Here is a 14,231-nt window from a genome sequence, read left to right as displayed (position 1 = left end):
CTGCAACCAGACTATCATAGTAATTTTCATTACCTTAGACTCTTAGCTTTGCGACCTATCCTTTCGAATAGTGTGCCAAAAATAGGTATTTATTTATCGTGTTTTGAATATACCATTAAAACCCAAAAAAGAAAATAGTTTTTTTAGAAAAAAACAATTAATTTTTATAGTCTAAATTTTTCACTGAAAAATCCATAATAAAAACTAAAAAAAAACATTTTGATCTTAGAAATACATCATACATTCTTTATCGATAAAATGAGATTTTTACTATCCACAAATAGCAAGATAAAATAGAAAAACATCACTTATTTGGAAGTGATGTTTTTTCTATTTAATGCAGTGGTAACATAACCTCAACCGTCGTTCCAACCCCAACTTCACTTTCAAAATTCATTTTACCGTTGTGGTCTTTAATAATTTTTTCTGTAACTACTAAACCTAGACCAGTTCCTGTTTCTTTCGTTGTATAAAAGGCTTCATTTAACTTTGGAATTTTATCTTTCGGAATGCCGCATCCCTCATCTTTCACTTGAATGATGATTCCATCTTTTACAGTAACTTTAATCGTAATTGTTCCGCCAACTGACATTGCTTCAATTGCATTTTTAATTAAATTAAAAAAGACCTGTTTTAATCGTTTTTCATCACATGTAATTGATGGTAAGTCTTTACTGTAAATACCTTGTATGTAGACTCCTTGTTTTAAAGCAGGCTTTTCCATAACTCGAATAACATAAGAGATAATTTCTTGTATGTTATGAGTTTCTGATTCTAGTGATTTAGATTTCTCAAATCCACTAAGTTCTGTAGCAATTATATGGATCCGATCTACTTCTTGTTTCATAATATCACTATAAATTTTATCCTCTGGATGCTTGTCTGCTTGTTTATTCACAAGTTTTTTTAAGTTTGCTAAAGGTCTTCTAATCTTATAACCAATAACCGTCGCCATTTTTCCAACAGCTGCTAGTTTTTCTGTCTGTTTTATTTCTTTGTCCATCATCTCAAGCGTACGAACGTAAGACTGAACCCTCAAAAATATAATCCAACATATGATAGTAAATACACTATATAATGCCATTGGGATTAAAACGAGAGAAGATTGAATAATGATTCCTGTAAGAGCGTACTTCCCGACAAGTATCGCTGGAACTAACCAGAAATATCTTTTGTTCACAAAGATTGGTGCGAACAAAATAAAAAATACTTCTACTATATTTCCACCGTCAAATTCCGCATCGCTACCATAATAAATCATAATGTTATGGATACAATCTAATACATTATAGCCAATTAGAATAATATACTTTACCACAAAAACATTCTTCCATTTCATAAAGTATATTCCAATGCAAAACAATACTACCGTCAAAAAGTAAAGCCATAAACCTAAACCATCTTCAAACTTTCCTACGCCTTCTTGCTCTCCCGCGATTAAAGGTACGATAAATTCATAGGCAAGATCATACACAAAAAATATAATAAAAAATAAACTTAAAAATACTTTCAACGCCTTTATTTCTTCATTTTTAAATATATAGCCTTTATTCATATGGTAACTCCTAGCTTTTCTTCCACTTGGATTTCAGTATTTCCACACTCCCTTGGGAGAATGATGTCTATTCTCGTTCCAGTATCTCTTTCACTTGAAATATGCAGCTCACCAAGGTGCTCGGCGACAATTCGATTCGCTACCGTAAGTCCCAGACCAATTTTATCTTGTTTCGTTGTATAAAAGGCCTCTGTAACACGGGTTAAGTTTTCTTGCTTAATACCATAACCATTATCGATTACGCTGATTATTACATATTCTTTCCCTTTATTCTCTAATTGCAAATGTAATATGCCACCTTGTTCCATTGCCTCTAAAGCATTTTTTATCGTATATAAAAAGACTCCTCTTATTTTTCGTTCATCACATTCAACTTCTATTGTTTTTTCTTCCACATTAGAAATAAACTGTACGTTTAATTCATTCATTTTTTCGCGAAGACTTGTTATTACTTGTAATACAATTTTTCCTACATCATGTTTCTTATAAATAGAAGGTTTGCATGTAGCAACTTCCATTAACTCACTTATCATATTATTCATATTTTCTATTTCAAAAATCATACGTTTATAAATAGGATCCTCTTCATGCTTCTCTCGTTGTAATTGCGTAAATCCTTTTAATGAAGCGAGTGGATTTTTAATTTCATGTCCAACCGTCGCTGCCATTTTTCCGATTACTGCTAATTTCTGTGATTCGCTAGCAATCGCAATACTTTCCTTTACGGCTGAAAGATATTGTAAAAATCGATTTAAAATGATATATGCAGCTATTAACATAAGCGTACACATAATAAGGAACATAAATGCTTTTACTTCCTCTAATACAAATAAATAAATTAAATATTTTCCTACAATAGAGGAAAGTAAAAACACATAGAATTTTTTATTTAAAAATATAGGTACAAAGAAAATGAGAATAATTTCTATTATATTTGTCGCATCAAACGCCGCTTTATTATAAAAAACATATGCAAATATATTAGCGATTTCTATCGCTATGTATGCAAATATCCATGCATATTTAACAAGGTTTGCCTTCTCTTTTTTCATTAAATATATATTCACGCACAGTATTGCTACTCCGCAAATAACTTGCCATATTATGTTGTATCCCTTATCCATTATTGATTTCTCTTCTAATACGATTGCATAGAAAATTTGATATACAATAACAATGACATATAACACCCATAAAAGGATTTTTGCATTCTTTTCTTCTTCTTTATATGATAGAAAACTTTCTTTCACTTCAACACCCCTTCAAAATAATATCTCGAAGAATACCATTTATTATAATAAATGATTTTCATAGACAAACAAAGATAAATCGAACATTTGAGGAAAATCGTACCAAAAACGCAATATATTTAGACTATATACAGAGCATAAAATCTATGATCATTAATACGTATATTATGGAGGATGTTTTATATAGACGGCCTAAAAAGTAAAACAAAGCTTTTAGAATGGAGCCTATTGATAGAACAGGGGGAAATTTATGTTTATTACTGTCGAGAAAGATGTGCATATTTTTGTGCAAGACGTTAATCCTGGTCCAGGTAGTAAGACTGTTTTCTTCGTTCACGGATGGCCTTTAAATCATCAAATGTATCAATATCAACTCAATGTTTTACCAGAGCATGGCTTTCGCTGTATCGCCATGGATATACGAGGGAATGGACAATCTGATAAGCCATGGACTGGTTACACGTATGATCGATTAGCCGATGATATCGCAATTGTTCTAGAAGCACTCCAAGTAGAGAACGCTACGTTAGTCGGTTTCTCAGTTGGTGGTGCTCTTTCTATTCGATATATGTCTCGCTATAATGGGCGCCGCATTTCTAAGCTCGCATTAATTGACGCTGTCTCTCCCTCTTTCGTTAAAAATCAAGAGTCCCCTTACGGTGTACCAAAAGAACAAGCAGATGCTCTCATTAATCAAATGTATGCTAATTTACCAAAATTTTTAAATGATGTATCTTTATCCTTTTTCAATAGAAACTTAGGAGCTGCAACCCTTGAATGGTTTTCTTATCTCGGTATGCAGTCCGCTTCTTATGCCCTTATCAAAATTTTACAAGCAGCTGCAAATGAAGATGTAACGAAAGATTTAAATAAAATTAACGTCCCAACAAAAATCTTCCACGGCGTTCACGACCAACTAATTCCTTACAAAAGTGCTGAGCTTACGCAACAACGAATTAAAAATTCTCAGTTACATGCTCTTACAAATAGTGGTCATGGTTCACCAATCGATCACGCGGATGAATTAAATAAAGAACTGATAAAATTTTTACAAACATAACAACTGCAATATAAGAATGAACGTTAACATAATCGTTTTTTATAAAACATAAAATTCACACATTTCTCACAAATACACAAATAAAACGATTATATTTTCATATATACTAAATGTACAAGTAATACTCCCTAAACCCAGCTTGTCTGGTTACCCCGTTAAATACTATGAAAAAAGAACTTGTATCGTTATACAAGTTCTTTTTGTTTCTTTTATTTAAAGAGGATATCTTTACTATATTGATTTCCAACGAGTAAATCATATTGAAGCATTTTATATTGCTCTAACATTTCTTTTTGTTTCTTTGTTAAATCATTGATTACTTCTCCATTTTTATCAACTTTTAATTCATCTCTAAGCACTGGTATTTCCTTGTAAAGTTCCGATAAAAATTGATAAAATAAGGATTTATTTAATCCTGCATAATCAAAAATAAGATTAGAAAAATGAATTGGGCTTACTAAACCTAAATTATCATTTGGCATATCAAAGTTTGCATACATTAATAACGGAGTTTGCGCCATCGCTAAACGTTCGCTCGGTGTTTTTTCATTCGTTATATACCCATTTTCTTTATAAAAAGATTTATTTGTTCCTAATGATGGAAGATGATCTCCAAAGAATACTAATAATGTAGGTCTATCTAAATTATCTAGTTGCTCTATTAAATATTGAAGGGCCTCATCTGAACGTCTTAATCCTTCTGTATACGTCTCTAATTCTCCCTTTGATTCTTCATTTTCTAGACCGCTAATTTCTATTAGGTTTTCACCAAATCGGCCTTCTGTAAATGGAAAATGATTTTGCATCGTAACTGCATGAATAAATGTTGGCTGTTTTTGTTCCTCTAACTCAGCAATTATCTCTTTACTCATCGCTAAATCACTAATATAATCTCCATCAATATCCACATTTTCCATCGTGTCCTCTGCATTAAACTTATCAAATCCTAACACCTTATATACATCGTCACGTTTAAAGAATGTGCGACCAAATGAATGAATTGCACTTGTATAATAACCTTCTTTTTTCAACGCCGTAGGGATTGATGGAATTTCTTTCTTATTTGTAATAACCTGCTGATATGGTATAGAACCTGGCTTTAACAAACTCATTGAATAACTTGTTAATGCCTCAAATTCAACGTTCGCCGTATTTCCCCCAAATGTAGGAGAAATAGTTTGTCCACCAGGAAAGTTTTCTATATAATGATGTAAATTTGGTACAGGATCTTCACTAAAAGAAAGGTTAGTTACTTTCGTCGGATCCCAAAACGATTCACTCATTACAAAAATAATATTCGGTTTCTCTTTTTTCTTTTGGCTCCCTATATTTCCACTATATTGTTTTTTTATATCGTTTGCTATTTGAAGCATATTTTCTTTAGAATAATTTTTTGGTTTTTCCATAACTGTTGTATCTAAATTGCTAATAAACCCAAGTACAAAACCATTTGAAGCATAGTTCTCATTTTGATTCCACAAAACAAAATCTACACCTGATTTTTGAAATACTTTATTCATAAATGTATTCGCAAAATTACCATACGCATATAGAACAAAAATAGATCCTACTACTAATAAGGCTCTTATTCCTAGATGAATCTTTACATTTTGAATATACCTTCTCATATATATCCCTGCTACAATACAAGCTACGATACTTACGATAATGATAAAAATATAACTCCAACTAAAATAGTCCATCACCATCGGTATAACAGATTGCATATGCGTAATTTGTGTGAAATCAGAAGGATATAGCGGATCGCCTCTGAAAATAAGCTTTAAATAATTCACAATACCTAAAATGACTAACGTACAGCTCGTTAAAACCATACTTAGAAAAACCTTACCTATTAAATTATATACAAGAATATATATTGCATAAATTACTACAAAACTTAATATAAACTGCATATTATAAAAGTAAATCCAATTCATTGCCTCTATGAAAATCATATTAACTTGCATGACAATATAAAATAACGCCACTGTATGAGCTAGTAAAAGTAATATAAAATGCACTCGCAGGGATGCTCTAAGTATAGACATCTCTTTTTTATTGAAATGCGTAATATAAAACGTTATGCCCCATATGAAAATCATCATAACACTTAAAACAAACTTTTGATTTAAATGATCTTTCATCATGTCTAAATTAAAAACCTTTAAAATCATAAACAGCATAGTTATTACAAATAAAGTCACCATACTACTTATAATGCTAGAAATTAATATATTTCTTTTTGGAAGATGAAAAAGTGTAGAACCATACTTCAATTCATTCCCTCGTTTCTATGTCTTAATTTCCCCCGCATCGAAAGAACTATTTCTATTAAAATAACATATATTACATATTTCGTCTGCATACTTGCTTCTATCATAAATGTTTTGTCTTAATATTCCCTTAATCAACCGTTAAATTATGGCATACAAATTACTCATTCTTGAAAAACTTAATTTCAGCATTCCACTTTATGATACAATAACTATTTTTTAGAAGTCCTGCTATTAAAGATTTCACATGAAAATACGAAAGAATTAATAAAAAGGCGTTGCACGTTTTTAACAACTATTACTATAACGAAAAGAACCTGCCACAAGACAGGTTCTTTTCGTTATTTTATGATAAAAGAGAAAATGATTAGCATGTGTATTATATAAAAGGAAGCAGCCATATTTTCCATACGATACATACGAGTACTATAATTACAAAATCAAAAAAATCTAATCTCGGACCTTTTTCCATATTCATATGTAGCCACATATGAAACCATTTTATTTTTGTATATTTATGGATGTTTTTCTTTGCAAATCGGTAAATAAGCATTTGCATGATTAAAAATCCGGCCACAAAAATAAATAATAAGATGAGAAATCCAATCACAAAATTCCTCCTATTTTTGTAGCGCTTTTTCTACTATCCGATTTTTCAAAACCCACTCTTCAAACTGGGCACTTCCAAATTCCCAGCTAAGATCGCGAGCATGTACAGAAAAAACGTAATGGCCAGCATATTCATCCATAAATCTCCCTAACTTTACATCGTCTTTCTCAATACCGTATACTCCAAAATTAAAATACACATCCCATACGTCTTCATTCTTCCTCTTATAAGCAATCGATTCCATATCACATTCTGTCCCGAAATAATCAAGATGTAAATGTACGCTATCATCGTATTCGTACTCCATTTTATCACCCCTTATATTTGTACTTCTTTATCACCCAAAAAATTCCTGCTATCTACACTCACATATGGGCAATTACCTACATATCATGCTTGTAGAGTGACTTCTAGGAGGTGTTATATAGTGAAAAAATTAATCGCGATTTTTTGCATCATGTTACTAGCTGTTTTTACTTTTGCTGCTTGTAGTAGTAAAAAAGAAGGTACGAAAGAACAAACTCAAAACATTCGCGTCGGCGAAGTTACCCATTCTCTCTTCTATGCCCCATTATATGTTGGGATTGAAAAAGGATTTTTTAAAGATGAAGGACTAAATATTGACCTACAAACAACAGCTGGTGGCGATAAAACGATGACCGCCCTATTATCTGGCGGAATTGATATCGCTCTCGTCGGTTCTGAAACGTCTATTTACGTTCATCAACAAGGAGCGAAAGACCCTGTCATTAACTTTGCACAGCTTACACAAACAGATGGGACATTTTTAGTTTCACGTAAAAAACTAGACTCTTTTAATTGGAATGACGTAAAAGGTGTTACATTTTTAGGACAGCGTAAAGGCGGCATGCCGCAAATGGTTGGAGAATACGTTTTAAAGAAAAATGGCATTGATCCTCATAAAGATACAAACTTAATTCAAAATATCGAGTTTGCTAATATTGCAAATGCCTTCTCATCTGGTACTGGAGAGTTTGTACAGCTCTTTGAACCGACTGCAAGTATACTTGAGAAAGAAGGTAAAGGTTATATCGTCGCTTCATTCGGAAATGAATCTGGTACTGTTCCTTATACAACGTTCATGGCAAAAGAAAGTTTCTTAAAGAAAGATAAAGCTGCTGCTGAAAAGTTCACACGTGCTCTCTATAAAGCACAGCAATGGGTTGATACACATAGTCCAGAAGAGATTGCTGATACTGTTTCCCCGCTATTTAAAGACACTTCAAAAGACATAACAGTAAAAGTAATTGAACGGTACAAAAAACAGCATTCTTATGCGACAAATCCACTACTAGATGCGGAAGAATGGAAACAGCTCCAAACTATTATGAAAGACGCTGGTGAATTACAAAAAGAAGTCCCACATGAAGCGCTCGTCAATACAAAAATTGCCGAAAGCGTTATTAAGAAATAGAGGCGAAGTGTATGAGTTTTTTACAAATACGTAACGTTTCTCACTGCTTTTTTGCAAAAGAGAATGCCAAACTTATTCTCGAAGACATGAGCTTACAAGTGGAAGAAGGCGAATTTATTTCTATACTCGGTCCAAGTGGTTGCGGTAAAACAACGCTCCTCTCAATCATTGCTGGACTACTTGATCCAATTGACGGTATCGTCTTTTTAGATGGTGAACCGATTACAACGAAAACATCATCTATGGGATATATGTTGCAACAAGATTACTTATTCCCTTGGAAAACGATTGAAGAAAATATTATGCTCGGACTTCATATTAGAAAGATTTATGATGAGCAGATGAAAGAACATACTTTAAACCTTTTAAAACAAGTCGGTCTGCATGGTGTAGAAGAACAATATCCTCGTGAACTATCCGGCGGTATGCGTCAACGTGCCGCTCTCGTTCGAACATTAGCGACTGATCCGAAAATTTTATTACTAGATGAACCATTCTCCGCACTCGATTATCAAACGAAGTTAAAACTAGAAGAACTCGTTTTCAACTTACTAAATAAATATAAGAAAACATCACTACTTGTTACTCACGATATTGAAGAAGCGATTGCGATGAGTGATCGTATTTATTTACTGCAAGCGAATCCCGGAAAAATCGCAAAAACCTTTATCGTCCCGGAAAGTATCCGTTCTTTATCACCGTTAGAAGCACGCCATCACTACGATTTCCCAGCCCTCTTTCAAGATATATGGAAGGAGCTGGAACGACTTGGATAATATAAAACAACTACATGAACAATTTCGAAAGAACGAACGCAGACGCGCTTGGATTGCTCGCTCGCTACAACTTTTATTACTTATTCTTTTCTTTGCACTATGGGAAATAGCTAGCAAAAAAGAATGGATTGAGCCTTTACTCTTTAGCTCTCCTTCGAGTATTTGGGATCTCTTCTTAACGAAATGGATCGACGGTTCACTTTGGGTCCACATATGGACGACATTACTGGAAACAGGAGTAGGCTTCATTCTCGGAACAGTACTTGGTGCTATTATTGCCACGTTCCTTTGGTGGATGCCACTTCTAGCCCGCGTACTTGATCCTTATCTCGTCGTCCTAAATGCAATGCCAAAAGTTGCACTCGGTCCAATCATCATCGTTATTTTCGGTCCAAACATTTCATCTTCTATCGCAATGGGAGTAATCATTTCCATCATCATTACCATTCTCGTTATTTACAGTGCATTTCAAGAAGTCGATTCTAACTATATAAAAGTGATGGACACATTTGGTGCAAATAAATGGCAATGTTATAAGCAAGTCGTTCTCCCTGCATCCTTTCCAGCAATTATCTCAACGTTAAAAGTAAACGTTGGTTTATCCTGGGTCGGTGTTATTTTCGGAGAACTTCTCGTTTCCAAACAAGGACTTGGCTACTTAATTAGCTACGGATTCCAAGTCTTTAACTTCACACTCGTCTTACTTAGCGTACTACTCACATGTGTTCTTGCAACTCTTATGTATGTATTTGTTGAGGCATTTGAAAAAATTCTAATTGGAAAAAGAAAAAGAAGCTGACTCAAAACAGTGCGCTATAGTCAGCTTCTTTCTTTTACCTTTTATCACACATTTTCGTTTCATTTGTAATGTTTCCATCCGCAACCGTAACTGTATGGAAACAGTCTTTCACACGTACTGTAACGACATTATCTTTTCGATCTATCACATGATAATCATTAAACTTTTCATTCAAAGCACTACGAATTTGCTCCCCTTCAAAAATCGGAAAACCGTGAGACATTACCCAAATGAGACCAGCAACAGCAAGAATCGTTTTCATACGTTTCATTACCTCCTCGAGAGTAAACTTATAGTCCCTACAACACGCGCATTATAATTGTGTCTAAATTGTGACATTTTTATACTAATTCTATTTTATACCGCCAGTTCCTTCTTCTTTTAAAGAAAAATACAGAATTTTCAATTTTATCAACATAAAAAAACGCAAAGAATTAAAAATTCTTCACGCTTTACTTTAACGAAACTATATCGAACGCATAACTCACATTAGTCTCCACTTTGTTGTTCTATCGTTTTCGAAACATCATATAATCCTGACAGCACTTCCGCTCTCATTTTTACAAGCTCAGGGAACTGATAGAAGAAAGCAATTTTCTTATATTTTAACTCTGTTCCTTCTTTCATTTTTTTTGAATCTTGTAAAATGAACGCTGTAAATGTATCTGCGATATCTTCCGTTACATTTGTTGTTCCATACAACGATACAAACTCATCATGCTTTTCTTTATAAAATTTAATTTGTGCCTCTTCACTTTCTTCTACTTTCTTTTCTGTCCACTCTTGCTCAATTGGTTTCCAAAATTCATTATAAAATTGGTTAATATACGAAGTTTTTCTCGCACATCCATTTTTCAAGAACACCGTTTTACATTTATTTCGATATGATGAAATGTCTTTCTCTTCATCAAACGCCTCTAAATATTTCCTATCCACTGGTACTTGTTTATGCCCAATCGTTAATACGTGAGCCGTTTCATGAATTAATGTTTTCATCACTTCATCTATATTCACCCCAGAATCGAGCACGTCTAAACTAAGCAACCAATCTCTCGGGTCATCCATACTTGGCATGACATGAGCAACAACGCCATCATAACCATCCGTTATTAGATCAAACCCTGTTATATTCTCACGATATTTCACTGGAATGAGAGTGCGATACATGTCCCATAAAGTTTCATGATACTCTCTATCTTGCCTTTGGCTTAACAAATCATCTTTTGCTACTTCGTCATCTGCAAAAGCTTTATTCAACCTCTTACGATCCAATTTCTCAAAATAAGGATCTACAATTCCATCACCATCGATATAATAAGAAGCTAAAAAGAAATAATTGTCATCCTCTTCTTTTTTCTGTTCCGCCTCTTTCATATTCATACTTTCATACTCTCCTATGTCATAATCCTCTACTTTTTCAAGTTCTGAAAGTCCCTCTATCTTTTTATATACTTTTTGTAATGTTTTATCTCCTATTTGCGTGCACTCTTCTTCTGTTTTACAAATTTCTTTTTCTTTCGTAATCTCGATAGCACTATCGCATCCTGCAACTAAACTGCTTGCTATAATACAACACACTAACTTACCATACAGTTTCTTCATACAATCCCCCATTATTCCATTCTACAAAATATCATAATCATTTTTTTACGAATATGCGATAATTAATTATAAAAACTGCAAGGAGGCTTCTCATGATTCGTGCAATCTTATTCGACTTAGATGGAACACTATTAGATCGGCGCCAATCTTTAGAACAATTTATTTGTGAGCAATATAATCGCTTCTCCTCACATTTGATGAGTATAGAGAAATCAGAGTATTGTTCTCGATTTCTTGAACTCGATAATAATGGTTATACGTGGAAGGATAAAGTATATGCTACTCTCCTTTCCGAATACAACATTACTACTTTAACGCAAGAGCAACTGCTACACGACTATATTACAAACTTCCAACATCATTGTATTCCTTTCAAAAACACGCATGAACTACTTCAACAGTTAAAACAGCGAAACATTAAAATTGGTATTATCACAAATGGTTTTACTGAATTTCAGATGAGCAACCTTCGAGCACTACATATACATACGTATACAAACACCATTCTCGTTTCAGAAGCTGAAGGAATTAAAAAACCTCACCCTGAAATTTTCGAACGTGCTTTGCAAAGACTAGATGTTAAGGCAGAAGAATGTCTTTATGTTGGAGATCATCCAGAAAACGATGTGCTTGGTTCTGAACAAGTAGGGATTCTTGGTGTTTGGAAAAAAGATTCGTTTTGGGGTGATTTTAAGCATTCACGTATCGTAGATGATTTGTTGGAGGTGCTTTTGTTTTTAGAGGTGGAGATAAAAACACAATAATAGTAATTAAATTATATCAACAATTTTCACGATATCTTGATTCACCGACAAAAAATAATAAGAGGAGGCAGTTGTTCAAAAACGCCTCCTCTTCCTTTATTATTCATATACTGTAAACTGCGGTTTACTCGGATGATCTATCACTTGCGCATCATCTGGAAATTTTGAAACTTTTTGATATAAGACAATGTCGCCGATACAACCTGCTGTTAGTAGAATTCCTAAAAATGAGAGTGGCTCCAGATTCATAGCTAATCCCAATACAATTGGCAAAATTCCAGTTGGTAAAAACGGAAGCATTAACACTTTCTTCATTTGCTTTACTGTAACCGCCTGTTTAGAATGAGCATATGCAACACCTAATTTCCAATTAACGCCCCATTTTAGTTCACTCCACGGAACACCTCCGATATAGCGAAAGCCAATTAAATGTATCGCCTCATGAATACAAACGAGAACAATCATTGCGATAATAAAAAGAAACATCGTTAATAATGTAACTTCAACTTGAACCCCACCTGAAAGAAATATATGCAAATAACCAATTCCAAACGACAAAGCAATTATTATAAAAAATAAAGAAAAGTTTAATTTAACCATCGAAACAGTAACAGTCGTTTCTTTTCTTTTATCCATCTTCCCCCTCCTAAAATGTAAATATATCTTTACAAAATTGTATAATATACCCAAAATAATGTAAAGATATATTTACATTTATTCTTACATACAAAAAAAAGAAACCGGCCACTTTACTTCGTAAAACAGCCGATTTCTTCTATATGTTTCATCGTACGCGCTAATACGTCATCGCGCATTATAAAGCTAAATTTTCTATTCGTTTTAATGTTGTCAGGAATGTCTTTTAATAAAACAGACCCTTTCGTTTCTTCGTAATGCGTATGTTCTTCTACCGCACTAATTGTTGCAAAATAAATGTTTTTAATGATTATTTTGTCTTTTCCAGATACTTTGTATTGTCCTAAGTAAGTTAAATCAGAAACTATGCCGCCGGTTTCTTCATGAACCTCTCGAACTGCCGCTTCTTCCGGTGTTTCCCCTATTTCTACTTTACCACCTGGAAATTCAAGACCGCGACGTAAATGATGTGTTAATAACCATTGATCCCCGTACCGGCATACAACCCAAACATGCTTTGGCTCAGGAGAAAATGGATAACGTTCAAACGATAATTGTACAGTGTTGTGGTAATAATCTTTAAATTTGTACATGCCATTACTCCCCTATTGATGGTTACAAGTTTTTCCTACCACAAATTGTAGCATATTCTCGCTTTTCTGCATAATATTATCCAATTACAATCCATTGATTATTCCCATTTGCGCGACTAATTCTTTCGTCTCATGATTTCCTAAATCGTAAATCATTTTATATGCTTTTTGTAGTTGTTCATCATATCGGTCATTATTTGAATCGTGATGATACTCAACAAATGGAACGTGGGAGCGTACAAATGACCCTAAATCTTCTACATATGCTTGATCAAAGTGCTCTCTTAATTCCGTAATTTCCTCATCATTTGCGGAAATCTCAAAATTATACGTATCCGCCGTCTTCACTTGTGAAATTTGACCATTTCCTATTGATATATAATATGTTTTTTTCGTCTCCATGTAACACCCTTCTTTCATCCTTTTATTTTCTATTGTTTTCATCAATTACAAAATTATGTAAAATAAAGAAAAGGAGGGATTTTATGTTCAAAATATTAATTATCGGTATTATCATCGTCCTAATCATCCTCGTACTCTCCATCATGACAATTAATAAAGGCTATGCTTATAAACATTCCGTCGATAAACTAGAAGACAATCCTTATACAAAAAAGAATAAGGAGAATTCCTAATATGCTTCGTATACTTCGCATCATAGTAGCACTCACTGTGATCGTTATGTCGGCAATTGGATTATATACAGGTCAAAATAATTTTTTACCTCTTTCACAATTTCTATTAGGGGCTTTAATGTTTCTCATCGCATTTGAACAAATAAAGAAAAAGGAGGCAGCAACTGGATTTATTTGTATTATTGCCGGTGCTTTCATTTGGATTGTTCTCATCATTAGCTATATCAAATAAAAGGAGGT

The 14,231-nt window shown here is 33.4% G+C and carries 17 protein-coding genes and 1 riboswitch; of the genes, 7 read left to right on the top strand and 10 right to left on the bottom strand.

What is annotated here, in order from left to right:
* Nucleotides 1-87, bottom strand: a riboswitch (cyclic di-GMP riboswitch).
* A 247-nt stretch (nt 88-334) separates the two neighbouring features.
* Both AC1Q8L_RS08680 and AC1Q8L_RS08675 read right to left on the bottom strand, forming a co-directional pair.
* Nucleotides 335-1,555, bottom strand: coding sequence for an ATP-binding protein (locus AC1Q8L_RS08680; protein WP_001032635.1), 1,221 nt, complete (start codon nt 1,553-1,555; stop codon nt 335-337).
* Nucleotides 1,552-2,805, bottom strand: coding sequence for an ATP-binding protein (locus tag AC1Q8L_RS08675; RefSeq protein ID WP_016512215.1), 1,254 nt, complete (start codon nt 2,803-2,805; stop codon nt 1,552-1,554). The genes AC1Q8L_RS08680 and AC1Q8L_RS08675 overlap by 4 nt, the downstream gene beginning before the upstream one ends.
* Before the next feature lie 250 nt (nt 2,806-3,055).
* Here AC1Q8L_RS08675 and AC1Q8L_RS08670 point away from each other — a divergent pair, with 250 nt between their 5' ends.
* Nucleotides 3,056-3,865, top strand: a complete 810-nt coding sequence (locus AC1Q8L_RS08670) for an alpha/beta fold hydrolase (RefSeq protein ID WP_098311940.1) — start codon at nt 3,056-3,058, stop codon at nt 3,863-3,865.
* A gap of 209 nt (nt 3,866-4,074) precedes the next feature.
* Here the strand turns inward: AC1Q8L_RS08670 and AC1Q8L_RS08665 are convergent, their stop codons facing one another.
* The 3 genes from AC1Q8L_RS08665 to AC1Q8L_RS08655 form a co-directional block, all read right to left on the bottom strand.
* Nucleotides 4,075-6,144 (bottom strand): LTA synthase family protein, encoded by a 2,070-nt coding sequence (locus AC1Q8L_RS08665; RefSeq protein WP_000873614.1) that lies wholly within the window; start codon nt 6,142-6,144, stop codon nt 4,075-4,077.
* A 376-nt stretch (nt 6,145-6,520) separates the two neighbouring features.
* Entirely contained in the window at nt 6,521-6,751 is a 231-nt protein-coding gene (locus AC1Q8L_RS08660; RefSeq protein WP_061660252.1) for a hypothetical protein, read from the bottom strand.
* A gap of 10 nt (nt 6,752-6,761) precedes the next feature.
* Nucleotides 6,762-7,058, bottom strand: a complete 297-nt coding sequence (locus AC1Q8L_RS08655) for a DUF3986 family protein (protein ID WP_000455577.1) — start codon at nt 7,056-7,058, stop codon at nt 6,762-6,764.
* A 120-nt stretch (nt 7,059-7,178) separates the two neighbouring features.
* On the opposite strand from AC1Q8L_RS08655, the gene AC1Q8L_RS08650 reads away from it, so the two are divergent.
* The 3 genes from AC1Q8L_RS08650 to AC1Q8L_RS08640 are packed head-to-tail and all read left to right on the top strand — an operon-like array spanning nt 7,179 to nt 9,761.
* A complete protein-coding gene (locus AC1Q8L_RS08650; RefSeq protein ID WP_000733142.1) occupies nt 7,179-8,186 on the top strand; it encodes an ABC transporter substrate-binding protein in 1,008 nt (335 codons plus the stop codon).
* An 11-nt stretch (nt 8,187-8,197) separates the two neighbouring features.
* Nucleotides 8,198-8,962, top strand: coding sequence for an ABC transporter ATP-binding protein (locus tag AC1Q8L_RS08645; protein WP_000009022.1), 765 nt, complete (start codon nt 8,198-8,200; stop codon nt 8,960-8,962).
* Nucleotides 8,955-9,761, top strand: coding sequence for an ABC transporter permease (locus AC1Q8L_RS08640; RefSeq protein ID WP_098311941.1), 807 nt, complete (start codon nt 8,955-8,957; stop codon nt 9,759-9,761). The genes AC1Q8L_RS08645 and AC1Q8L_RS08640 overlap by 8 nt, the downstream gene beginning before the upstream one ends.
* 34 nt (nt 9,762-9,795) lie before the next feature.
* Here AC1Q8L_RS08640 and AC1Q8L_RS08635 read toward each other — a convergent pair whose 3' ends face one another.
* Together AC1Q8L_RS08635 and AC1Q8L_RS08630 are read right to left on the bottom strand one after the other, a co-directional pair.
* Nucleotides 9,796-10,023 (bottom strand): hypothetical protein, encoded by a 228-nt coding sequence (locus AC1Q8L_RS08635; protein WP_000849112.1) that lies wholly within the window; start codon nt 10,021-10,023, stop codon nt 9,796-9,798.
* Between the two features lie 227 nt (nt 10,024-10,250).
* Nucleotides 10,251-11,363 carry a recombinase family protein gene (locus AC1Q8L_RS08630; RefSeq protein WP_142317980.1) on the bottom strand — a complete coding sequence of 371 codons (1,113 nt, stop codon included), beginning with the start codon at nt 11,361-11,363 and terminating at the stop codon, nt 10,251-10,253.
* Between the two features lie 92 nt (nt 11,364-11,455).
* Here AC1Q8L_RS08630 and AC1Q8L_RS08625 point away from each other — a divergent pair, with 92 nt between their 5' ends.
* Entirely contained in the window at nt 11,456-12,127 is a 672-nt protein-coding gene (locus tag AC1Q8L_RS08625; protein ID WP_000617258.1) for an HAD family hydrolase, read from the top strand.
* A 99-nt stretch (nt 12,128-12,226) separates the two neighbouring features.
* On the opposite strand, the gene AC1Q8L_RS08620 is transcribed toward AC1Q8L_RS08625, so the two are convergent.
* The 3 genes from AC1Q8L_RS08620 to AC1Q8L_RS08610 all read right to left on the bottom strand — a co-directional run bounded on the left by AC1Q8L_RS08620 (nt 12,227) and on the right by AC1Q8L_RS08610 (nt 13,758).
* Nucleotides 12,227-12,763 (bottom strand): DUF3267 domain-containing protein, encoded by a 537-nt coding sequence (locus AC1Q8L_RS08620; RefSeq protein ID WP_090976819.1) that lies wholly within the window; start codon nt 12,761-12,763, stop codon nt 12,227-12,229.
* Between the two features lie 113 nt (nt 12,764-12,876).
* A complete protein-coding gene (mutTA, locus tag AC1Q8L_RS08615) occupies nt 12,877-13,356 on the bottom strand; it encodes an antimutator 8-oxo-(dGTP/GTP)ase (protein ID WP_000276382.1) in 480 nt (159 codons plus the stop codon).
* An 84-nt stretch (nt 13,357-13,440) separates the two neighbouring features.
* Nucleotides 13,441-13,758: a hypothetical protein gene (locus tag AC1Q8L_RS08610; RefSeq protein ID WP_000448409.1), complete on the bottom strand. Its 318-nt coding sequence runs from the start codon at nt 13,756-13,758 to the stop codon at nt 13,441-13,443.
* An 83-nt stretch (nt 13,759-13,841) separates the two neighbouring features.
* On the opposite strand from AC1Q8L_RS08610, the gene ytzI reads away from it, so the two are divergent.
* A complete protein-coding gene (ytzI, locus tag AC1Q8L_RS08605) occupies nt 13,842-13,991 on the top strand; it encodes a YtzI protein (RefSeq protein WP_000472791.1) in 150 nt (49 codons plus the stop codon).
* Nucleotide 13,992: 1 nt separating this feature from the next.
* The gene (locus AC1Q8L_RS08600) at nt 13,993-14,223 is read left to right on the top strand and encodes a DUF3953 domain-containing protein (RefSeq protein ID WP_000944455.1); all 231 of its coding nucleotides are present in this window, start codon (nt 13,993-13,995) and stop codon (nt 14,221-14,223) included.
* The last annotated feature ends 8 nt before the right edge of the window (nt 14,224-14,231 follow it).

Source organism: Bacillus sp. GW823-FHT06A11 (assembly GCF_058795355.1).
The sequence above is the reverse complement of the archived record's forward strand: the minus strand, read 5'-3'. Positions and strand labels throughout refer to the sequence as shown.